This window comes from Pseudomonas sp. p21 (genome assembly GCF_001642705.1).
Taxonomy (GTDB): domain Bacteria; phylum Pseudomonadota; class Gammaproteobacteria; order Pseudomonadales; family Pseudomonadaceae; genus Aquipseudomonas.
In genome coordinates this window covers 841,421-863,322 of the sequence record NZ_LWBV01000003.1, presented here as the reverse complement: position 1 = coordinate 863,322, position 21,902 = coordinate 841,421, and the positions used below count along the sequence as shown (strand labels likewise).

Below are 21,902 nucleotides of genomic sequence, written 5' to 3'. Positions count from 1 at the left end.
TCTACTGGCCTTGCAAGGCCGTCTGCGGGAGTGGTCGATGGTTCAGGCAAGCAGTCACGCCGAGGGCGGGCACGAGGGGAAGCAGGGGGCGATGCGGTCGATGAGCCTGCTCGTGGCGGCGGTCGGGGTAGTTTATGGCGATATCGGTACCAGCCCGTTGTATACCCTCAAGGAAGTCTTCAGCGGCGGGTACGGAGTACCGGTCAACCATGACGGCGTGCTGGGGATCCTGTCGCTGATCCTGTGGTCGCTGCTGTGGGTAGTGTCGTTCAAGTACGTGATGTTCATCCTGCGCGCCGACAACCAGGGCGAGGGCGGCACCATGGCGTTGACCGCGCTGGCGCGGCGGGCCACGGCGGCCTACCCGAGGTTGCGCACGTTGATGGTGGTGTGCGGGTTGATCGGCGCTTCGCTGTTCTATGGCGACAGTATGATCACCCCGGCGGTTTCGGTGTTGTCGGCGGTAGAGGGCATGGGCCTGGCCTTTGAGGGCATCGACCACTGGGTGGTGCCGATTTCGCTGGTGGTGCTGGTGGCGCTGTTCCTGGTGCAGAAGCACGGCACCGAGAAGATCGGCAAGCTGTTCGGCCCGATCATGGTCACCTGGTTCGTGGCGCTGGGCGCGCTGGGGGGGCATGGCATCTCGCAGAGCCCGGAAGTGCTCAAGGCGTTCAACCCGGTCTGGGCAGTGAATTTCTTCGTGGTCCACCCCGGCATCGGCGTGGCCGTCCTCGGCGCGGTGGTGCTGGCGCTGACCGGTGCCGAGGCGCTGTACGCCGACATGGGCCACTTTGGCCGCAAGCCGATCGCCCGGGCCTGGTTCGCCCTGGTGCTGCCGGCGCTGGTGCTCAACTACTTTGGCCAGGGTGCAATACTGCTGCAGAATCCGGAGGCGGCACGTAACCCCTTCTACCTTCTGGCGCCGGGCTGGGCATTGCTGCCGTTGGTCGGGTTGGCCACCATGGCCACGGTGATCGCCTCGCAGGCGGTGATCTCGGGCGCCTTCTCCCTGACCCGCCAGGCTATCCAGCTGGGCTACATTCCACGCATGCAGATCCAGCACACGTCCAGCGACGAGCAGGGGCAGATCTACATCGGTGCGGTGAACTGGGCACTGATGACCGGCGTGGTGCTGCTGGTGATCGGTTTCGAGTCGTCCGGCGCCTTGGCTGCGGCCTATGGTGTGGCGGTGACCGGTACCATGCTGATGACCACCATCCTGGTCTCGGCGGTGATGCTGCTGCTGTGGAAGTGGCCACCCGTGCTGGCGGTACCGATTTTGCTGGGGTTCCTGTTCGTTGACGGAATGTTCTTCGCCGCCAACGTGCCGAAGATCGTCCAGGGTGGTGCCTTCCCGGTGCTGGCTGGTGGCGTGCTGTACCTGTTGATGAGCACCTGGAAACGCGGCAAGCAGATCCTGATGGAGCGTATCGACGAAGGCGCGCTGCCGCTGCAGCTGTTCATCAGCAGCATACGCATTCAGCCGCCGCACCGGGTCGAAGGCACGGCGGTGTTCCTCACGGCGCGCTCCGATGCGGTGCCCCATGCGCTGTTGCACAACATGCTGCATAACCAGGTGCTGCACAGCCAGGTGGTGCTGTTGACGGTGGTCAGTGAGGACCGGCCACGGGTGCCGGAGCAGGAGCGCTTTGAAGTGGAGGCCTATGGCGACGGGTTCTTCCGCGTGTTGCTGCACTTCGGCTTCATGGATGAACCGGACGTACCGGCGGCGTTGAAGCTGTGCCACCTGGAAGACCTGGACTTCAGCCCGATGCGTACCACCTACTTCCTCAGCCGCGAGACCGTGATCGCCTCACGGCTGGAGGGGATGTCGCGCTGGCGGGGCAACCTGTTTGCGTTCCTGCTGAAGAATGCCAACGGCAACTTGCGCTTCTTCAACCTGCCGCTGAACCGGGTGATCGAGCTGGGGACCCAGGTCGAGATCTGAGGCTCAACTCGCCCCAGGTGGGAGCGGGCGTGCCCGCGAAGCCGGCAACTCGGTGTAGGGCACCGGCTTCGCCGGTGTTCGCAGGCATGCCTGCTCCCACATGGACCGCATAGCTTTCAAAGCTTGCGCTGTACCTGTGGGAGATTGCCCAGCCCCTTGGGCTGCGCTGTCGCGCAGATAACTGAATTCGCAAGCGATCCTCGTACCCTGTGGGAGCGGCTTTAGCCGCGAAGAATCCAACGCGGTGCATGGCACCGGCTGCGCCGGTGTTCGCGGCTAAAGCCGCTCCCACAGAGTTCCCGCTAATTCAATGAGTTATGTGCAGTTCTATGAGAGCGGGTTTACCCGCGAATGGGTCGCAAGGTCCTATCAGTTCTGCTCAGCCACGCTGGACTTGCCCTGGCGCGTCTCGATCTCGCCAATCAAGCGCTTGGCCAGTGCCGGGTAGTTTTCGTCGAAGTGGTGCCCACCCGGCAGCTTAAGGCGTTCACCCACCGCAGTCTTGTCGGTGCAACCGCTCTCGTCGGCCTCTTCCACACCATACACGCACACCACCTTGGACGCCGGCAGCCTGGCCATTTCCGGCCCGGTTGGGGCTTCCTGGCCTTCCTTGCCCAGCCAGCCCTCGACTTCGATCTCGAAGCTGCCGCTGCGGGCAAAGGCCAGCAGCATCACCGCGTCGATCCGTTGCTGGTCCTCGGCCGGCAGGCGGTTGTAGATCGCCGGCAGCACGTCGGCACCGAACGAATAGCCGGTCAGCACGAAGCGCTTGGTGCCCCACTTCTGCCGGTAGTGCTGCATCAGCTCGGACAGGTCGGCGGCGCTTTGTTCCGGGGTCTTGTGCTGCCAGTAGTAGCGCAGCGTGTCGATGCCCACCACCGGGTAGCCCAGCTTGGCCATTTCCCCGGCCACGTCGCGGTCCAGGTCACGCCAGCCGCCATCACCAGAAAGGAACAGGGTAACCGTGTCGGTGGTCTGCCCGGCTGGCACTTCGACCACCGGGATGGCCAGGGCGTTGCCGTCGTGGCCAACCAGGGCCTGGGTCAGCTGGGCCTTGAGCACTTGTGGCAGGTGGATGTCGTAGTCGCTGATGCTGGTTTCGGCATTGGCCTGGTCGCGCACGAAGGCGGCGCTGGCGTCATCCGGGTTGTCGTTCCAGGCGACGTTCCAGTGGCCATGGGCGGCCGACTTCGGCAGCGGAGCCGGGCAGCCGGGTTGTTCCAGGCTGAAGTCCACGGAAATCGCCCGCGCCTTGTCGTTGTTCTGGCTGGCCAGCCAGCGCCAGGCCTGGGCGGCGCCAGGGCCGATACCAGCGACCAAGGTCGGTTTCTCCGACAGCTGGCCCAGGGCTTGGTCCAGGGCCTGTTGCTGCTTGCTGCAATCGTTGGGCGGCAGGATCACCTGCACCAGCTGCGCTTCGCCGGCCTGGGCAAGGTCCAGCAGCTGCCTGTCGGTCAGCGCCTGGTCCTGGGGTACACCGATGGCCACCCGGGCCTTGGGGTGCACGCCTGGGGTCACGCGGGTGATGCGGGTGTCATCGATGCTCAGTTGTTCCAGGCGTGCCTCGGGAGCCGGGCGCGTCCACAGCCAGAATGCCAGCGCACCTCCCAGGGTGGCCAACAGCAGGGGAACCAGCAGGTACAGCCAAAAGCGTCGGGTCATCAACGTTTCACCAATCCAGTCAGGCCGCCTGCGATCAGGGCGGCGGTGTCGGCCAGTGCCACCAGCGGGTCGAGCCCGGCCGGCACGGCCATGTAGCGGGGTTCCCAGTCCGGTTGGAATTTGTCCTTGAAGCGTCGAAGCCCCTGGAAGTTGTACAGTTGCTCGCCACGGCGGAACACCATCGAGCCCAGGCGTTGGGTCAAGGGCGCGCCACGCCGCGGCTGCAGGCCGGATAGCGGCACCATGCCCAGGCTGAAGCGGGCGTAGCCATTGCTTTTGTAATGCAGGATCAGGCCAATCATCATGAATTCCATGGTCAGCTTCGGGGCCTCGGGGTGCGCGCGCATCAGGTCGAGGCTGGCCAGTTCGTTGCCATGGGTTTCCAGCAGATTGGCGAAAGCCACCGGGCGGCCCTGGAAGCGGATCAGGGCAATACGGAAGTGCTGCAGGTATTCAGGGCTGAAGCGCCCCAGCGAGAAGCCTTTCTCGCGCACGTTCTTGCCGCCGAGCCAGGCATCGGAAATTTCCTTCAGCTCTGCCAGCGGGGCATGGCCGGGTTCGTGGATTTCCAGGCTCAAACCGTCACGGCCACCGCGGTTCCAGGTGTAGCGCAGATCCTTCATCTCCTTGCCCTTGGCTTCGAGGTCGAAGCGGCGCAGGTCGACCCGGGCTTCTTCGCCCAGCTTCAGCGCGGTCAGGCCGATGTCCATGTAGAACGGCAGGTTCTCGGCGCGCACCTGGTAGAACACCGGGCGGGCATGGTGCAGATCGCACAGGTCACGGAACTGCCAGATCATCTCGGCGCGCTCCTGGGCCGGGCCGATCGGGTCGTACAGGGCCACGAGGCTGCGGCCGCGACGGGCGTACATGAGGAAGGCGTTGTCGCGAGGGTGGAACAGCAGCGCCTTGTCGCCGGTCAGGGCCAGGCCGCCATCGGGCTGGTCGGAGGCCAGCAGAATGCGGTTGGCACGCCGCAGCTCCTCTTCGTCGGGCAGGTGGATCACAGGCGGTGCCGTGCGCAATAGCCAGGTCAGGGCCACGGCCGCCAGCAGCAAGGCGCTGCCCATGGCGGCGCGCAGGCCACGCGGGGCGTCGGCATCGAGGGTGAACTGCCACCACAGCTGATGGCTGTAGGGCACATCCTGATAGGCGAACAGCAACAGCCATATCGATGCGCCGACCACACAGGCGCTGGCAACCAGAAACACCGGCGAGAATGGCAACTCGAGCAAGCGGCTGGGGCGGTAGAAGGAACGGCGGAACAGCGCGAGCAGGGTGGCAGTGAGGGTCAGCAGGCAGGCTTCTTCCCAATCGAAGCCCTTGAGCAGCGACAGCAAGGCGCCGACCAGCAACAGTACCGTGGTCAGCAGCCAGGCGGCGGACAGGCGCCGGCGCAGGCCCTGGGCCAGCAGCAGGCACAGCACGCCGATCAGGCTGGCACCGAAGTGCGAGGCATCGATCAGGCGGTGCGGCACCAGAAAGCCCATGTGCTCCAGGCGTGTGTCGATCTCGGGCGTGGCCCCGGAGAACAGCAGCACCACCCCGGACAGGAATACCAGGATCGACAGGATCGGCGCGGCCAGCCCGGACGCGGCCTTGATAGCCTGTTGCGCGAACAGCAGGCGCCTGGCTTCGTTAGCCAGCAGCAACACGCAGGCCAGCAGCAGCGGCAGCACCACGTAGATCAGCCGATAAAGTAGCAGGGCCGCTGCCAACGGCGCCGCGCCGAGCTGGTCGGCAAAAGCCGCCAGCAGGATCGCTTCGAACACCCCGACGCCGCCCGGTACATGGCTGAGCACACCTGCAGCCAAGGCCAGCAGGTACACCAGGACAAAGGCACCGAATGGCGGTGCTTCGGGCAGCAGCAGGTACAGCACCGTGGCGGCAGCGGCGACATCCAGTGCGGTGATCAGCAATTGCAGGGCGGCCAGGCGTGCGCCCGGCAGGCGCAGTGTGCGGCGGCCCAGCTGTACCAGCAGGTTATTGGCCAGTGGTTGTTCAGCCAGGCGCCGGCGGTACAGGCCGAATACCAACACGCTGCACACCAGCAGCACGGCTGTGGCGATACCCGCCAGCAAGCCAGGTGCCAAACCCAGCGCGGCCGAGGCTGCCGGCAGGTCGCTCAAGGTCGCCAAGGCGGCCAGGGGCGGCAGCGCGCAGCCCAGTGACAGGCTGGCAAAAACGGTCATCCGTGCAACTTCACCTGCGCCCACCCCCTGGCGTGCATACAGGCGGTAGCGCACCGAACCGCCCGAAAGCATCGACAGGCCGATGGCGTTGCCGATGGCAAAGGCGCTGAAGCCGCCCAGCACCAGGCTGCGCGTCGGTAGTTGCACACCGGCATAGCGGCTGGCCGACCACTCGTAACCCAACAGGATCACGAAACCGAGCACGGTTGCCAGCAAGGCACCGAGTAGCGACTGGGCCGGTACGCTGAGCATGGCATCATGCAAGGCGTAGATGTCCAGCTCGCTCAGCAGGTGACGACAGGCAATCAAGGCCATGGTGAACAACACCAGGGTCACCACCAGGCCGATGGGCTGGCGGTAGCGGCTCAAGCGTTCGAGCAAGGGCAGGCGTTGCACGGCACCGGGTAGCGCCGAGGCAAGCGGCACCGGGGGTTCAGGGTTGTGCGAAGTCATGGATTGCCCCGGGCATGCAGCGCGAGGTGAGGGGAAGGTGTGGCCAAGTGAAAGTCCCTTAGGAAAACGTATCCAATGTTACTCCGGCATCAGGCGCTTGCAGCGGCCTGGCAGGGTTAAAGATAGTTCATCCTGGGCACGACCTCTCAAGCCTGCGGGTTGGCTGGAGGGTGGGGGAGTAGGGGGCGACGAAAAGCAGGGGGGTAAAACAACAAACCCCGCGCTGCTGTTACACAGGCGGGGTTTGTTCTGACGAATATGGTTGCGGGAGCCGGATTTGAACCGACGACCTTCGGGTTATGAGCCCGACGAGCTACCAGGCTGCTCCATCCCGCGTCAGTGGGGCGCATTCTACAGTTTCCAGAATGGGTGTCAAGCGCTAGTCGTTGATTTTTTTAATATTTCTACGAATGCTTTATTTGACGCAAAAGAAAAAGGCCACTGCGTTAACAGTGGCCTTTTCTCGAATCTGGTTGCGGGAGCCGGATTTGAACCGACGACCTTCGGGTTATGAGCCCGACGAGCTACCAGGCTGCTCCATCCCGCGCCTGTGAGACCGAATTCTACGGATTTACCCGTGGGTGTCAAGCTTTTTTCTGAAAAAACCTTTCCTGTTCAAACTCTTAGCGTTTGAATATGGCGCGCAGCTCAGGCGCGACGGGGCTTTCAGGCCGATTATCGAGCAATGCCGCGTACAGGCTGCATAGCCCGAGGGTGCATGCGATACTATCTGTATGAATTTACAGTGCTGACGGTCATCCATGTCCTTGCGCAAGATCATCCACGTCGACTGCGATTGCTTCTATGCCGCGATCGAAATGCGTGACGACCCGCGCCTGGCCGGGCGGCCCATGGCGGTGGGGGGCTCGCCGGACCACCGTGGGGTGATCGCTACCTGCAACTATGAAGCGCGTGCCTACGGCGTGCGTTCGGCCATGTCGTCGCGGCATGCGCTGAAGCTGTGCCCGGACTTGCTGATCGTCAAGCCGCGCTTCGAGGCCTACCGTGAGGCCTCGCGGGAAATCCACACGATCTTCCGCGACTACACCGAGTTGATCGAGCCGCTGTCGCTGGACGAGGCCTACCTGGATGTGAGCGACAGCCAGTGGTATTCCGGCAGCGCCACGCGCATTGCCGAGGATATTCGCCGGCGCGTCGCCCGCACCCTGCATATAACCGTCTCGGCCGGTGTGGCGCCGAACAAGTTCCTGGCCAAGATCGCCAGTGACTGGCGCAAGCCCAATGGCCTGTTCGTGATTACCCCGGGCGAAGTGGAGGCGTTCGTCGCCGCCCTGCCGGTGGCCAGGTTGCACGGGGTGGGCAAGGTAACGGCAGACAAGCTGGCACGGCTGGGTATCGAAACCTGCCTGGAACTGCGCGAATGGTCGCGTCTGGCGCTGGTGCGCGAGTTTGGCAGCTTTGGCGAGCGTTTGTGGGGGCTGGCGCGGGGTATCGATGAGCGTGCGGTGCACAATGACAGCCGCCGGCAGTCGGTCAGTGTGGAAAACACCTACGACACCGACCTTCCGGACCTGGCCAGTTGCCTGGCACGGCTACCCGAGCTACTGGAAAGCCTGAACGAGCGTATTGCCCGCATGGACAGCAGTTACCGGCCGGAAAAACCCTTCGTCAAGGTCAAGTTCCATGACTTTAGCCAGACCACCATGGAGCAGGCGGGGGCGGGCAGGGACCTGGAGAGTTATCGACAGTTGCTGGGGCAGGCGTTTGCCCGTGGTGGCAAGCCGGTGCGCTTGCTGGGGGTAGGCGTAAGGTTGCGCGACTTGCGCGGGGCGCATGAGCAGCTGGAGCTGTTCCCGCCTCAATAAATGGCCTGGGCCTGGCTGCACGGCCCCCTGTGGGAGCGGCCTTGTGTCGCGAAAGGGCCGCGTAGCGGCCCCAGGATTTCAGCAATGATGCATCAATTGTCGGGGCTGCTTTGCAGCCCTTTCGCGACACAAGGTCGCTCCCACAGGGGGGATGCGTTGCCCCGCAGCAGTTACTGCACGCCCGGATCAGCCACCAACCGGCCAGTGGCCTTGGTCAGCGACTGCAGAAACTCCTGTTGCAGCTCCGGGTCGTTGCGGGTCAGTTCGATCAGGCTCTGTTCCATTTCACTGGCTTCCTCTTCCAGGCCCAGTTCGGACAAGCGCTTGACCCGGTGTACCCATTGGCCGACATCGTCATCTTCCAGGTCATCGAAGATCAGTTCATGGGCTTCGAGCAGCTTGTTGCGCAGGGTGGCGCTGACCAGCAGGCTGGCATCGCCACGTACCGCGTTGTCCTCGTCCAGCACCTGCAGGTGCAGTGTGCCGATGTGGTTGAGGTTCTGCTCGGAGAACGGGCTGTCGAGCAGGTTCAGGCGCAGCACGCCGTTCCTGTCGGTGGTCAGCTCGTGGGTCATCTTGCCGGCCTTGACCTCGACCAGGCGCTCGCTCCAGGGCACGCTGGTAGATTCCTCGCGCTTGCCTTTCTGCACTTCGCTGATCCCGGCCAGGTTCTGCTGGGCACGACCGTTGGACGGCACGTTCATGAACGGGTTGAGCCCGTCCACGCCGTAGCTGAGCCAGTCGTGGGTGATGCTTTCCGGCAGGTTGCCCAGGGCAAAGACGTTGACCACGTTGGCACCGACGCCCGCTACTACCGCCACCGCACCCAGCGGGATCTCGTAGATCTCCCGCCAGGGCTGGTAAGGCGTGTAGCGGTCATAGCTGCGGGTGACTTCGAACTCGGTGACTTCGAAGCGCTTCTGCTCATGCACCCGCACACGTCGCTGCGGAAGCTCCATCACCTTCGGCTCGCCGACATCGATCTGCAGGGTGTGCTCGAGCAGTTTGCGCTCGATGCGCTCCTCATGGTCGCTGCGCTGGGACATCTGGTTGGCGCAGCCGCTGACGAGCAGGGCGCCGCACAGTGCGGCGCCCCCCAGGGGAAAGGTACTTCGCTTGAACATGATCACTCGTGCATTGGTTATCAGCGGCGAACGCGGGCCTGCAGGAAGGTCAGCACTTCATTGAGCGGCAATGGCTGGGCGTCTTGCTCGGTGCGGTGCTTGTACTCCAGGTTGCCTTCGGCCAGGCCGCGATCGCTGACGACGATGCGGTGCGGGATACCGATCAGCTCCATGTCGGCAAACTTGATGCCTGGGCTGGTCTTCTTGTCACGGTCGTCCAGCAGCACTTCGTAGCCGGCAGCAGTCAGCTCGGCGTACAGCTTGTCGGTCGCCTCGCGAACCACGTCGGTCTCGTAGCGCAGCGGTACCAGGGCGATCTGGAACGGGGCCAGGGCGTCGTTCCAGATGATGCCCTTGTCGTCGTAGCTCTGCTCGATGGCAGCGGCGACCACGCGGGACACGCCGATGCCGTAGCAGCCCATGGACAGGGTTACCGGCTTGCCGTTCTCGCCCAGCACCTGGCACTTCAGCGCCTCGCTGTACTTGGTGCCGAGCTGGAAGATGTGGCCCACTTCGATGCCGCGCTTGATCACCAGGGTACCCTGGCCGTCCGGGCTTGGGTCACCTTCGACCACGTTACGCAGGTCGGCGACCTGTGGAACCGGCAGGTCGCGCTCCCAGTTCACGCCGAAGTAGTGCTTGTCGTCGATGTTGGCGCCAATGCCGAAGTCGCTCATCAGGGCAACCGAACGGTCGATCACGCATTCCAGCGGCAGGTTCAGCGGGCCGAGCGAGCCGGCGCCGGCACCAATGGCCTCGCGCAGCTCGGCGTCGGTAGCCATGACCAGCGGGTCGGCAACCTGTTCCAGCTTGGCCGCCTTGATTTCGTTCAGCTCGTGGTCGCCACGTACCACCAGGGCAACCAGCTTGCCTTCCTCGGCGCCGCGCACGATCAGGGTCTTGACGGTTTTCTCGATCGGCAGGCCGAAGTTTTCCACCAGCTGGGCGATGGTCTTGGCGTTCGGTGTGTCGACCAGGCGCAGCTCCTCGGTAGGGGCTGGGCGCACGGTTTCGCGCGGGATGGCCTCGGCCTTCTCGATGTTGGCGGCGTAGTCGGAGCTGTCGCTGAAGATCACGTCGTCTTCGCCGGACTCGGCCAGTACGTGGAACTCGTGCGAGTAGCTGCCACCGATAGAGCCGGTGTCAGCCTGTACTGGGCGGAAGTCCAGGCCCAGGCGGGTGAACACGTTGCTGTACGCCTGATGCATGCGGTCGTAGGTTTCCTGCAGGGAAGCCTGGTCGGCATGGAACGAGTAGGCGTCCTTCATGATGAACTCGCGGCCGCGCATCAGGCCGAAGCGCGGGCGGATCTCGTCACGGAACTTGGTCTGGATCTGGTACATGTTGAGCGGCAGCTGTTTATAGCTGGACAGCTCGTTGCGGGCCAGGTCGGTGATGACTTCTTCGTGGGTCGGGCCGACGCAGAAGTCGCGCTGGTGGCGGTCTTTCAGGCGCAGCAGCTCGGGGCCGTACTGTTCCCAGCGGCCGGATTCCTGCCACAGTTCGGCGGGCTGGATGCTGGGCATCAGCACTTCCAGGGCGCCGGCGGCGTTCATTTCCTCACGCACCACGGCCTCGACCTTGCGCATCACCCGCAAGCCCATCGGCAGCCAGGTGTACAGGCCGGAGGCCAGTTTGCGGATCATGCCGGCACGCAGCATGAGCTGATGGCTGATGACCACTGCGTCGGCAGGGGTTTCTTTCTGGGTGGCGAGCAAATATTGACTGGTGCGCATGGTGAGCCGTGTCGATTGCCTAAGACATTGAAATGACCCCGCATTGTACGGGGGCGAAACGAAGGCGTACAGGATGCCCCAGGGCGTGACACTTGTCAGCCAAGAAAAAGCCCGGCGTGATCGCCGGGCTCTTTCAGGTGCGGGGCACTGCAAGCCAGGCTTACAGGATGCTCAGCGGGTACTCCACGATCAGGCGCAGTTCGTCGATCGACGGGGAATCGTAGTAGGTGCCATCGGAAGAGCGGTAGGTAGCTTGACGCACGCGGAAGCTCAGGTCTTTCGCCGGGCCGCTCTGCAGTACGTACTTGATATCTACGTCGCGTTCCCATTCCTTGCCGTTGCTGGTGCTGGCGACGTTGGCGTCGGTACCGTGTACATAACGGGTCATGAAGGTCAGGCCCGGAATGCCGTATTCGGCGAAGTTCAGGTCGTAGCGAGCCTGCCAGGATTTCTCGTCTTCGGCGTTGAAGTCGGAACGGGCAATGGAGTTGGCCAGGAAGATGGTGCCGCCACCGTCGATACCATAGCCATAGTCGCCGTCGCCGGTAACTTTCTGGTAGGCCAGGGTGAAGGTGTGAGCGCCAATGTTGTAAGCGCCCGACAGGCTGAATGCGCGGTTGTCCAGCTTGTCGCCATCGAACGCGCGGTACTCGGCCGAACCTTCGCTCTTGGTGTCATAAATGTTGAAGTCGAACACCAGGCCTTGCTTGTCGGAGATCGGCAGTGCCCAGTTGACGTTGGCGTAGTATTTGCGCCAGAAGTCTTCAACCTTCGAGTAGTACAGGCTGGTGCTGAGGTTGTCGGTGAAGGCGTAGGTACCACCGACCACGTTGGCTTCCTTCAGGCCGAAGCTGTCGCGGTTGGTCTGTTCCTGAGCGGTCAGGCTGGTGAAGTGACCAGCGTGCAGGGTCAGGCCCTCGATCTCGTTGCTGGTGATCAGGGTGCCCTGGGCGATTTCCGGCAGCAGGCGGCTGTCGTCAGTGGCGAAGACCGGCAGTGCGGTGAACTGGTCACCCACTTTCAGCACGGTGTCGGAGATGCGGAACTTGACCGCGCCGCCGCCCTTGGAGTAGTCATCCTGCGAACGGCCGTCGGAGCCGGTCGGGAACAGGCCGGTACCGGCGCGGCCCTTGCCGCTGTCCAGTTTCAGGCCGAGCATGCCGATGGCATCGACACCCACACCCACGGTGCCTTGGGTGAAGCCGGACTCGAAGGTGCCGAGGAAGCCCAGGCCGGTTTCTTCGCGACGGCTCTGGCCGCCTTCGTTGTTACGGAAGTCACGGCTGAAGTACAGCATGCGGGTCTTGACGTTCAGCTTGCTGTCTTCGATGAAACCTTTGGACTCGTCCTGGGAAGAGGCCAATGCCAACTGCGAGGTCCCTGCCGCAACGGCCAGGGCGATCATGCTCCACTTCATCACGCGCATCGTGATTTGCTCCTTTGGTTTTTAGGAAGAGTACCGCTGCGTCCAAGTCTTTTAGTTATATGGGGCAGCTCTTTCTTGTTATGTCGGCGAAAATGTATAGCACGCAGACTGTTGTTGGCGATATGGGTATAAACATCCTTTTCGGAACTTTTTCACCATGTCGCTTCTAGGTATTTCCATGTCGCAAATCACGCCCCGGTTTAAGGGCCGTACAACCCCAGCGCTGTTCCTGTCACCGTAATGAATCTGTAACTACCGATTCCGGTTGAGGAAACTCCCTGGTAACCAATGCCGCTGTTGTTATTTGTCGCGTACAGCTGCCATTGCAGATGTCGTGCCGACTTGGCGTGAAAGGAATGCAACAAGCGTGCTCAAAATTCGCAACGCTTCATGAAATTTTCACAAAACCTGCTACCGGGGGTCGGAAAGTGCCGTAAACACGGGGCGGAAGCTGTCTGATGGCGTATTGATGTCGAGAATCATTAAAAATTGAAAAGCTGTCATGAAAGTCAATGTGTTACCGCAACTTGTTCATGCAGCGTCACCTGTGGGGGGCAAGTGTGGTGAGAGGTGTGCCGGCGGCCTCATTTTGGTGCGAAAAGTAGCGCTGTGTTACCGGGAACGTGCAAGGTATCCTTGCAGGCCTGTTTTCCGCGTGAAGCGGGTTGGTTCTGCCTGAAGGAGATATGCCGTGTTCGTCCTCGATTCGCGTTTGCAGCAGGATTCCCTGGTGCTGGGGGAGTTTGCGCTGTGCCAGTTGCTGCTGAGCAAGGATGCCAACTATCCGTGGTTCATCCTGGTGCCCAAACGCGCCGGCATCAGCGAACTGTTCGAGCTCGATGCTGCGGAGCAGCAGCAGTTGTGGCAGGAAACCACCGGCCTGGCCGAAGCGCTGAAAGCCAGCTACAGCGCCGACAAGATGAACGTGGCCACTTTGGGCAATGTGGTCAGCCAGTTGCACATGCACGTGATCGTGCGTCAGCGCGACGACGCCGCCTGGCCGGCACCGGTGTGGGGCAAGTGCCCGGCAGTGGCCTACACCGACCAGCAGGTGCAAGCCATTCGCCAGCGCCTGCGCGGGCTGCAACTCGCCGGTTACCAGGAGGCCTGACATGTCGCTTGAATTGCGAGTGGTCGAACTGGAAACCCGCCAGGCGTTCCAGGATGACACCATCCAGGCGCTGAATGACGTGGTGGTCGAGCAGGGGCGGGTGATCGAACGGCTGCAGTTGCAGATGGCCGAGTTGATCAAGCGTTACGAAGAGATGGTTGGCCAGTACGGCAGCGAAGGGGACGAGGCGCCGCCGCCTCATTATTGATGCACATATTCCGCTGAATGCACACAACCTTGTGGAAGCGGGCATGCCCGCGAACACCGGCAAAGCCGGTGCCATGCACCGCGTTGGATTCTTCGCGGGCATGCCCGCTCCCACAGGGTACGCGGATTACTTGCAATTTCAGTTGTCTGCGCGACAGCGCAGCCCAAAGGGCTGGGCTATCTCCCACAAGAGGTGGTTTCTGCAAATGGAATCAGCGGCGGGTTACCGCAACCACATCCTCGGCCTGCAGGCCCTTGTCGCGGTGCATCACGGAAAACTCCACGCGCTGGCCTTCGACCAGGATGCGGTGGCCTTCACCGCGAATGGCGCGAAAGTGCACGAAGATATCATCGCCCGAGTCGCGGGAGATGAAGCCGAAGCCTTTGGATGTGTTGAACCACTTCACGGTACCGGTATCCCGATTGCCGGCATCCTGCGCCGCGTGCTGGCTGGCGCGTGCCTTGCGCGGGTTGCGGGCAAAGCCCACGGCCAGGTGCACGGCCACGGCTAGCGCCGCGCAGACCAGGGCGGCCAGGTTGCCCATTTCCGGGCGGGCCAGCAGCGTCAGGGTCTGCAACACAACGGCCACCACCAGCAGGGCGCAGGCCAGGTGCTGTAGCTGCTGCCGCGCGCCGCGGTAGTACAGTGGCACGACTGGGGCCAGTACCAGGTTGAGCAGGCCGAGCAGGGCCAGGTAGACCGCATCGGGTTGTTGAAGGAAGGGTGTTGCATCGGTTTTCAGGCTGGGAATGAGCGATAGCAGCAAGGCTGCCACGCCCGTCACCAGATGGACGATCTTGAACATGGGGTTGGCTCACAGTTGATAAGGCCGATCACAGGAAGAGCTGGCGGCACGGTGCGCATGAGGTGTAGAGCGCGAACACGTGACAGGCCAGCCTATGCACCCGGCAATGACAGTCTGCACGGGTGGCACCATGCCTATTTAACAGTAAAGCCGCAGGCTACTCAAACCGCAGGCTTCGCGGTGGGTAATGCAGCTTGTGCAGGAACATTTTGCCGCTGCTTTAACCACGCCCGTCAGCGCTTCATAGGCCACCTGGTACCTGTGACGAGGAAGTGTGGCGCATGATGCAAGCGAGCAAACGTGTGGCTGGCCAGGGGCGCTGGCCGGGAAAACAGTGCATCGATCCGTTCAAGGCGGATTTCGACATGTTGCAGACACAGCCCGTGTCACGCTCGGTGCGGCTCAACGGCTTTTCCACCTGTCTGCGGCTGGAGGCCGTCTACTGGGGCATCCTGGAGCGCATCGCCGCGGCCAACCGTTGCTCGGTCAGCGCGGTGCTGTCCTATGTGGACCGCGAAGTGCACCTGCGCCAGGGTGGGGTGCGCAACTTCAGCGGGCTGATCCGGGTGATCTGCGTCGCCTGGCTTCAGGACCCGCCAAGTGCGCGCTGATCGCCTGGCGGGCTGCGCAGTGCTTGCTAACCATATATAATCCCGCTTTTTGCTGCCCCGGCAGCCAGCGTTGTGGTTGACGAGAGACACCCATGCCCCTTTATGACTATCAATGTGCATCCTGCGAGCACCGCATGGAAGTGCTGCAGAAGATCAGCGCCGCGCCGCTGACCGATTGCCCGGCCTGCCAGGCGCCGGCGCTGAAGAAGCTGCTGTCGGTGCCAGGCTTCCGCCTGAGCGGTAACGGTTGGTACGAAACCGACTTCAAGACCGGGGCGAAAAAGAATCTGGCAGGCGGCGACAAGGCCGACTGAGTTGAATGCTGTGACCGGGTCTTGCAGTATTAGCCCTCCGGGCGGCCAAGGCCTCCACCGAATACACGAATCACGAGAAGCGAAACCACCATCATGATGCGCAGCCATTATTGCGGCCAACTGAACGAGAGCCTGGACGGCCAGGAAGTCACCCTTTGCGGCTGGGTCCATCGTCGCCGCGACCACGGCGGGGTGATCTTCCTCGACATCCGTGACCGCGAAGGCATGGCCCAGGTCGTGTTCGACCCGGATCGCGCCGAAACCTTCGCCGCTGCCGACCGCGTGCGCAGCGAATACGTCGTGCAGATCACCGGCAAGGTCCGCAAGCGCCCTGAAGGTGCGGTGAATGCCAACATGGCTTCCGGTGCCATCGAGATCCTCGGCTACCAGCTGAACGTGCTCAACGAAGCGGAAACCCCGCCGTTCCCGCTGAACGAATACTCCGACGTCGGCGAGGAAACCCGCCTGCGCTACCGCTTCATCGACCTGCGTCGCCCGGAAATGGCCGACAAGCTGCGCCTGCGTTCGCGCATCACCAGCAGCATTCGTCGCTTCCTCGACGAAAACGGCTTCCTCGACGTCGAGACGCCGATCCTGACCCGTGCCACCCCGGAAGGCGCGCGTGACTACCTGGTGCCTAGCCGTACCCACGCCGGTAGCTTCTTCGCCCTGCCGCAGTCGCCACAGCTGTTCAAGCAGCTGTTGATGGTCGCCGGCTTCGACCGCTACTACCAGATCGCCAAGTGCTTCCGTGACGAAGACCTGCGTGCCGACCGCCAGCCGGAATTCACCCAGATCGACATCGAGACCAGCTTCCTCGATGAAAGCGAGATCATGGGCCTGACCGAAAGCATGATCCGCAAGCTGTTCAAGGAAGTGCTGGACCTGGAATTCGGCGAATTCCCGCACATGACCTTCGAAGAGGCCATGCGCCGCTACGGCTCCGACAAGCCGGACCTGCGCATTCCGCTGGAACTGGTCGACGTTGCCGACCAGCTCAAGGACGTCGACTTCAAGGTGTTCGCCGGCCCGGCCAACGATCCGAAATGCCGCGTTACCGCCCTGCGCCTGCCAGGCGGCGCCAGCATGCCGCGCAGCAAGATCGACGAGTACACCAAGTTCGTCGGCATCTACGGTGCCAAGGGCCTGGCCTACATCAAGGTCAACGAGCGCGCCAAGGGCGTCGAAGGCCTGCAGTCGCCGATCGTCAAGAACATCCCCGAGGCCAACCTCAACACCATCCTCGACCGCGTTGGCGCCGTTGACGGCGACATCGTGTTCTTCGGTGCCGACAAGTTCAAGGTGGTCAGCGAAGCCCTGGGCGCGCTGCGTATCCGCCTGGGCCACGACTTCGAGCTGCTGACCTGCGAGTGGGCACCGATGTGGGTGGTCGACTTCCCGATGTTCGAAGAGAACGAAGACGGCAGCTTCACCGCGCTGCACCACCCGTTCACCGCGCCGAAGTGCACCCCGGAAGAGCTCGAGGCCAGCCCGGCCACCGCTCTGTCGCGTGCCTACGACATGGTCCTGAACGGTACCGAGCTGGGTGGCGGTTCGATCCGTATCCACCGCAAGGAGATGCAACAGGCCGTGTTCCGCCTGCTGGGCATCGAAGCGGCAGAACAGGAAGAGAAGTTCGGCTTCCTGCTCGACGCCCTGAAGTTCGGTGCACCGCCTCACGGTGGCCTGGCCTTCGGCCTGGACCGCCTGGTCATGCTGATGACCGGCGCCCAGTCGATCCGTGAAGTGATCGCCTTCCCGAAAACCCAGAGCGCCGCGTGCGTCATGACCCAGGCCCCAGGCATGGTCGACGCCAAGGCCCTGCGCGAGCTGCACATCCGGCTGCGCGAACAGACCAAGGTCGAGTAAGCAGTCCCCGGGCGCATCCACATGGATGCGCCTTTGCGTTTCGGCGCAGGCAATTTCCCGTCCCGCCCCGTACAGGGGCGGGGCTGTTTGTGAGTCAAAGGATTCGGAGTCGTTATGGCTGGTCATTCCAAGTGGGCAAACATCAAGCACCGCAAAGAGCGCCAGGATGCCAAGAGAGGCAAGATCTTCACCAAGTGGATCCGCGAGCTGACGGTCGCCGCCAAGCAGGGCGGTGCTGACCCGGCCTCCAACCCGCGCCTGCGCCTGGCGCTGGACAAGGCCCTGGGCGCCAACATGAGCCGCGACATCATCGATCGCGCCGTGGCCCGTGGTGCTGGTACCAACGAAAGTGACAACGTCGAGGAGCTCAGCTACGAAGGTTACGGCCCGGGTGGCGTGGCGATCATGGTCGAGGCCATGACCGACAACCGCAACCGTACCGCCGCCGCCGTGCGTCATGCCTTCACCAAGTGTGGTGGCAACCTGGGCACCGACGGTTCGGTGGCCTACCTGTTCGAGCGCAAGGGGCAGATCAGCTTTGCCCCGGGCGTGGAGGAAGACGCGTTGATGGAGGCAGCGATGGAAGCCGATGCCGATGACGTGGTGGCCAACGACGACGGCTCGTTCGACGTGTTTACCTCGTTCAACAGCTTCTATGCCGTGCGTAATGCCCTGGAAGAGGCGGGCTTCAAGGCCGCTGACGCGGAAATCGTCATGCAGCCGACCACCAGCGCCGAACTCGACCAGGACGGTGCCGAAAAGGTGCTCAAACTGATCGACATGCTCGAAGACCTGGATGACGTGCAGAACGTCTACTCCAATGCCCAGATTTCCGACGAGATCATGGAAAACCTCGGCTAAGGTGTCCTGGCTATCCATGCCAGTTCTTCAAGTTTGTCAGCGCCTGTACCGGCCCTTTCGCGGGTAAACCCGCTCCCACAGGTACTGCACCACATTCAGTGTCGGTGCAGTACCTGTGGGAGCGGGTTTACTCGCGAAAGGGCCGGTACAGTTTGCACAGATGCATCAATTTATTGACAGGCACTATGACTCTGATTCTTGGTATCGACCCCGGTTCGCGCATCACCGGCTATGGCGTGGTACGCCAGACCGCCCGTGGTTGCGAGTACGTGGCGTCGGGCTGCATTCGCACCGGCAGCGGCGAGCTGCACGAGCGGCTGCAGATCGTCTTTCGTGGCGTGGGTGAAATCATCGCCCAGCACGGCCCGGTAACCATGGGCATCGAGCGGGTGTTCATGGCCCGCAACGCTGACTCGGCGCTCAAGCTCGGGCAGGCCCGTGGCGCGGCCATCGTCGCCGCCGCCGAAGCCGGCCTGGAAATCGCCGAATACAGCGCCACTCAGGTCAAGCAGGCGGTAGCCGGTACCGGCGGAGCCAACAAGGAGCAGGTGATGATGATGGTCATGCACCTGCTGAAACTGACGCAGAAGCCACAGATCGACGCCTCCGATGCCCTGGCCATCGCCCTGTGCCACGCCCACACCCGCTCCAGCCTGGTGCCGCATGGCCTGGCGACGGCGCGGCGACGTGGAGGGCGCTTGCGTCTGTAGGCGCTTCATGCGCTGATACATATTTTGTTCGGGTGATGCGTTCACCCGCTGCATTTGCTGATAGGGTTGAGCGGTCTTTGACCGGCTCCCCGAGAGGAAGGATCGGAACGTGATTGGACGTTTGCGCGGCACCCTGGCGGAAAAACAGCCGCCGCACCTGATTATCGACGTCAACGGTGTGGGTTACGAACTGGAAGTTCCCATGACCACGCTGTACCGTCTGCCCAAGGTGGGCGAACCCGTAACCGTGCACACCCACCTGGTGGTGCGCGAGGACGCTCACCTGCTCTACGGTTTTGCCGAAAAGCGCGAGCGCGAGCTGTTCCGCGAGCTCATCCGGCTGAACGGCGTAGGGCCGAAGCTGGCCCTGGCGCTGATGTCCGGGCTGGAAGTGGACGAACTGGTGCGCTGCGTGCAGGCCCAGGACACCTCGGCCCTGGTGCGCGTGCCCGGTGTCGGCAAGAAGACCGCCGAACGCCTGCTGGTCGAGCTCAAGGACCGCTTCAAGGCTTGGGAAACCTCCCCGGCCATGTTCACCCTGGTCTCCGACGGGCCGCTGCCGGTCGCCAGCGCATCCACAGCCGAAGCCGATGCAGTCAGCGCCCTGGTTTCGCTCGGCTACAAGCCGCAGGAAGCCAGCAAGGCGATCGCCGCGATCAAGGACAAGGCCGGCTTGAGCAGTGAAGAACTGATCCGCCGCAGCCTGAAAGGGATGATTACCAAGTGATCGAAGCCGACCGCCTGATCGCCGCCAGTGGCCGCGACCGTGAAGAAGTCCAGGACCGTGCGATCCGCCCGCTGCGGCTGGACGAGTACATCGGCCAGCCGGTGGTGCGCGAGCAGATGGCACTGTTCATCCAGGCTGCCCGTGGCCGCAGCGAATCGCTCGACCATACGCTGATCTTCGGGCCGCCCGGCCTTGGCAAGACCACCCTGGCCAACATCATCGCCCATGAAATGGGCGTGTCGGTCAAGAGTACCTCGGGGCCGATCCTTGAGCGCCCGGGCGACCTCGCGGCCATGCTGACCAACCTCGAACCGCACGACGTGCTGTTCATCGACGAGATTCACCGGCTGTCACCGGTCGTCGAAGAAGTGCTGTACCCGGCGATGGAGGACTTCCAGCTCGACATCATGATCGGCGAAGGGCCAGCGGCCCGTTCGATCAAGCTCGACCTGCCACCGTTCACCCTGGTAGGCGCCACCACCCGTGCCGGCATGCTCACCAACCCGCTGCGGGACCGCTTTGGTATCGTCCAGCGCCTGGAGTTCTACAGCGACAAGGACCTGGCCACCATCGTCAGCCGTTCGGCCGGCATCCTCGGCCTGGCCATCGAAGACCAGGGGGCCTACGAGATCGCTCGCCGGGCCCGCGGCACGCCTCGTATCGCCAACCGCCTGCTGCGCCGCGTGCGCGACTACGCCGAGGTGCGCGGCAAGGGCCAGATCACCAAGGCCGTGGCCGACATGGCGCTCAACCTGCTGGATGTCGACGAGCGCGGTTTCGATCACTCCGACCGCCGCCTGCTGCTGACCATGATCGAGAAGTTCGACGGTGGACCGGTCGGCGTGGACAACCTGGCGGCAGCCATCAGCGAAGAGCGCCACACCATCGAGGACGTGCTCGAGCCGTACCTCATCCAGCAAGGCTACATCATGCGCACGCCGCGCGGCCGCGTGGTCACCCGGCATGCCTACCTGCACTTTGGCCTGAACGTGCCCGGGCGCCTGGGGGAGGGTGGGGATTTTTCCGAAGCAGGCGATGAGTGACAGATCGAAAACGGCTTTTCGTGGTCCTACCGCTGGCATGCCTAGGGTGCGCTGGCAATAAGACATTAATGAAGAAAAAACAGTTGCCACAGCGGATTGGCAAGCTGAGGAGTAAGCACTAGAGTATGCGCGCGCAAAATGGCCTGGAACCGTTCGCACACCGTTGTCGTGTCTATTACGAGGATACCGATGCCGGTGGCGTGGTGTATTACGTCAATTACCTGAAATTCATGGAGCGCGCGCGTACCGAGCGGCTGCGGCACCTGGGCTTTTCCCAGGCGCAACTGGCCGAAGACAACCTGCTGTTCGTGGTCCACTCCAGCGAAGCGCGCTATCACGCGCCGGCGCGGCTGGACGACGAGCTGCGGGTCACCGCGCAAGTACTTGAACTCAATCGCGCCAGCCTGCGCTTCGTGCAGCAGGTCTGGCGGGAAAAGGATGAAACGCTGCTCTGCGAAGGGCAGTTCCTGGTGGCCGCCGTGCGCGCCGACACTTTCAAACCCCGAGCCATACCCCCGGAGCTGCGCGACGCCTTTGCGGCGGACGGCTCGGGTACTCAATCGAATGCAGGAGAATAAGCGTGGAAGCTAACGTCGTCGACCATACCTCCATGTGGAGTCTGGTCAGCAATGCCAGCGTGTTGGTACAGCTGGTAATGCTGATCCTGGTGGCCGCCTCGGTCACCTCATGGATCATGATCTTTCAGCGCAGCACCATGCTGCGCGCCGGTCGTCGTGCGCTGGATGCCTTCGAGGAGCGCTTCTGGTCGGGCATCGACCTGTCCAAGCTGTACCGCCAGGCAGGCAGCAACCCGGACCCGGATTCCGGTGTCGAGCAGGTCTTCCGTGCCGGCTTCAAGGAATTCTCGCGCCTGCGCCAGCAGTCGGGCGTTGACCCGGACGCGGTCATGGAGGGTGTTGCCCGTGCCATGCGCGTAGCCATCTCGCGCGAGGAAGAAAAACTCGAGCAGAGCCTGCCGTTCCTGGCCACCGTCGGTTCGACCAGCCCGTACATCGGCCTGTTCGGTACCGTATGGGGCATCATGAACTCCTTCCGCGGCCTGGCCAGCGCCCAGCAGGCCACCCTGGCCACGGTTGCCCCGGGTATCGCCGAAGCGCTGATCGCCACCGCCATCGGCCTGTTCGCGGCGATCCCGGCGGTCATTGCCTACAACCGCTTCTCGGCCCGCAGCGAAGTACTGATCGGCCGTTACTACACCTTCGCCGACGAGTTCCAGGCGATCCTGCACCGCAAAGTGCACACCAGCGAAGAGTAATCA

General features: G+C 63.0%; 19 protein-coding genes and 2 tRNA genes. 13 read left to right on the top strand and 8 right to left on the bottom strand.

The window, feature by feature from the left end; translation table 11 throughout:
• Window positions 1–37: 37 nt before the first annotated feature.
• The gene (locus A4C63_RS13320) at window positions 38–1,948 is read left to right on the top strand and encodes a potassium transporter Kup (protein ID WP_063913032.1); all 1,911 of its coding nucleotides are present in this window, start codon (window positions 38–40) and stop codon (window positions 1,946–1,948) included.
• A 369-nt stretch (window positions 1,949–2,317) separates the two neighbouring features.
• Here the strand turns inward: A4C63_RS13320 and A4C63_RS13315 are convergent, their stop codons facing one another.
• The 4 genes from A4C63_RS13315 to A4C63_RS13300 form a co-directional block, all read right to left on the bottom strand.
• Window positions 2,318–3,610: a virulence factor family protein gene (locus A4C63_RS13315; protein WP_063913031.1), complete on the bottom strand. Its 1,293-nt coding sequence runs from the start codon at window positions 3,608–3,610 to the stop codon at window positions 2,318–2,320.
• Complete coding sequence (gene mprF / locus A4C63_RS13310) at window positions 3,610–6,252, bottom strand: bifunctional lysylphosphatidylglycerol flippase/synthetase MprF (protein WP_063913030.1); 2,643 nt, start codon at window positions 6,250–6,252, stop codon at window positions 3,610–3,612. The genes A4C63_RS13315 and mprF overlap by 1 nt, the downstream gene beginning before the upstream one ends.
• Window positions 6,253–6,511: 259 nt before the next feature.
• Window positions 6,512–6,588: transfer RNA gene (locus A4C63_RS13305), tRNA-Met, on the bottom strand.
• Between the two features lie 134 nt (window positions 6,589–6,722).
• A tRNA-Met gene (locus A4C63_RS13300) sits at window positions 6,723–6,799 on the bottom strand.
• A 220-nt stretch (window positions 6,800–7,019) separates the two neighbouring features.
• Here A4C63_RS13300 and dinB point away from each other — a divergent pair.
• A complete protein-coding gene (dinB, locus tag A4C63_RS13295) occupies window positions 7,020–8,078 on the top strand; it encodes a DNA polymerase IV (protein WP_172827523.1) in 1,059 nt (352 codons plus the stop codon).
• Window positions 8,079–8,248: 170 nt separating this feature from the next.
• Here dinB and A4C63_RS13290 read toward each other — a convergent pair whose 3' ends face one another.
• The 3 genes from A4C63_RS13290 to A4C63_RS13280 all read right to left on the bottom strand — a co-directional run bounded on the left by A4C63_RS13290 (window position 8,249) and on the right by A4C63_RS13280 (window position 12,364).
• Window positions 8,249–9,202 (bottom strand): hypothetical protein, encoded by a 954-nt coding sequence (locus tag A4C63_RS13290; protein WP_063913028.1) that lies wholly within the window; start codon window positions 9,200–9,202, stop codon window positions 8,249–8,251.
• A 20-nt stretch (window positions 9,203–9,222) separates the two neighbouring features.
• The gene (locus A4C63_RS13285; RefSeq protein WP_063913027.1) at window positions 9,223–10,938 is read right to left on the bottom strand and encodes a proline--tRNA ligase; all 1,716 of its coding nucleotides are present in this window, start codon (window positions 10,936–10,938) and stop codon (window positions 9,223–9,225) included.
• 160 nt (window positions 10,939–11,098) lie between these two features.
• The gene (locus A4C63_RS13280) at window positions 11,099–12,364 is read right to left on the bottom strand and encodes an OprD family porin (protein ID WP_063913026.1); all 1,266 of its coding nucleotides are present in this window, start codon (window positions 12,362–12,364) and stop codon (window positions 11,099–11,101) included.
• Window positions 12,365–13,055: 691 nt separating this feature from the next.
• On the opposite strand from A4C63_RS13280, the gene A4C63_RS13275 reads away from it, so the two are divergent.
• Together A4C63_RS13275 and A4C63_RS13270 are read left to right on the top strand one after the other, a co-directional pair.
• Window positions 13,056–13,475: an HIT domain-containing protein gene (locus tag A4C63_RS13275; RefSeq protein ID WP_063913025.1), complete on the top strand. Its 420-nt coding sequence runs from the start codon at window positions 13,056–13,058 to the stop codon at window positions 13,473–13,475.
• Window position 13,476: 1 nt separating this feature from the next.
• A complete protein-coding gene (locus A4C63_RS13270) occupies window positions 13,477–13,683 on the top strand; it encodes a SlyX family protein (RefSeq protein ID WP_063913024.1) in 207 nt (68 codons plus the stop codon).
• A 211-nt stretch (window positions 13,684–13,894) separates the two neighbouring features.
• Here A4C63_RS13270 and A4C63_RS26925 read toward each other — a convergent pair whose 3' ends face one another.
• Entirely contained in the window at window positions 13,895–14,488 is a 594-nt protein-coding gene (locus tag A4C63_RS26925) for a cold shock domain-containing protein (protein ID WP_063913023.1), read from the bottom strand.
• Between the two features lie 281 nt (window positions 14,489–14,769).
• Here A4C63_RS26925 and A4C63_RS13260 point away from each other — a divergent pair, with 281 nt between their 5' ends.
• The 9 genes from A4C63_RS13260 (at window position 14,770) to tolQ (ending at window position 21,899) form a co-directional block, all read left to right on the top strand.
• Window positions 14,770–15,099: a ribbon-helix-helix domain-containing protein gene (locus tag A4C63_RS13260; RefSeq protein WP_063913022.1), complete on the top strand. Its 330-nt coding sequence runs from the start codon at window positions 14,770–14,772 to the stop codon at window positions 15,097–15,099.
• Between the two features lie 92 nt (window positions 15,100–15,191).
• Window positions 15,192–15,413, top strand: a complete 222-nt coding sequence (locus A4C63_RS13255; protein WP_003254776.1) for an FmdB family zinc ribbon protein — start codon at window positions 15,192–15,194, stop codon at window positions 15,411–15,413.
• Window positions 15,414–15,506: 93 nt separating this feature from the next.
• Window positions 15,507–17,282: an aspartate--tRNA ligase gene (gene aspS, locus A4C63_RS13250; protein ID WP_063913021.1), complete on the top strand. Its 1,776-nt coding sequence runs from the start codon at window positions 15,507–15,509 to the stop codon at window positions 17,280–17,282.
• Window positions 17,283–17,396: 114 nt separating this feature from the next.
• On the top strand, window positions 17,397–18,143 hold the full coding sequence (locus A4C63_RS13245; protein ID WP_013973810.1) for a YebC/PmpR family DNA-binding transcriptional regulator: 747 nt from the start codon (window positions 17,397–17,399) through the stop codon (window positions 18,141–18,143).
• Window positions 18,144–18,328: 185 nt separating this feature from the next.
• Window positions 18,329–18,853: a crossover junction endodeoxyribonuclease RuvC gene (gene ruvC / locus A4C63_RS13240; RefSeq protein ID WP_004375291.1), complete on the top strand. Its 525-nt coding sequence runs from the start codon at window positions 18,329–18,331 to the stop codon at window positions 18,851–18,853.
• Between the two features lie 109 nt (window positions 18,854–18,962).
• Complete coding sequence (gene ruvA / locus A4C63_RS13235; RefSeq protein WP_015271473.1) at window positions 18,963–19,580, top strand: Holliday junction branch migration protein RuvA; 618 nt, start codon at window positions 18,963–18,965, stop codon at window positions 19,578–19,580.
• On the top strand, window positions 19,577–20,623 hold the full coding sequence (gene ruvB, locus A4C63_RS13230) for a Holliday junction branch migration DNA helicase RuvB (protein ID WP_063913020.1): 1,047 nt from the start codon (window positions 19,577–19,579) through the stop codon (window positions 20,621–20,623). Before ruvA ends, ruvB begins: the two co-directional genes overlap by 4 nt.
• 125 nt (window positions 20,624–20,748) lie before the next feature.
• Window positions 20,749–21,201, top strand: a complete 453-nt coding sequence (gene ybgC / locus A4C63_RS13225; protein ID WP_015271472.1) for a tol-pal system-associated acyl-CoA thioesterase — start codon at window positions 20,749–20,751, stop codon at window positions 21,199–21,201.
• 2 nt (window positions 21,202–21,203) lie between these two features.
• Window positions 21,204–21,899 carry a protein TolQ gene (gene tolQ / locus A4C63_RS13220; protein ID WP_063913019.1) on the top strand — a complete coding sequence of 232 codons (696 nt, stop codon included), beginning with the start codon at window positions 21,204–21,206 and terminating at the stop codon, window positions 21,897–21,899.
• Window positions 21,900–21,902: the final 3 nt, after the last annotated feature.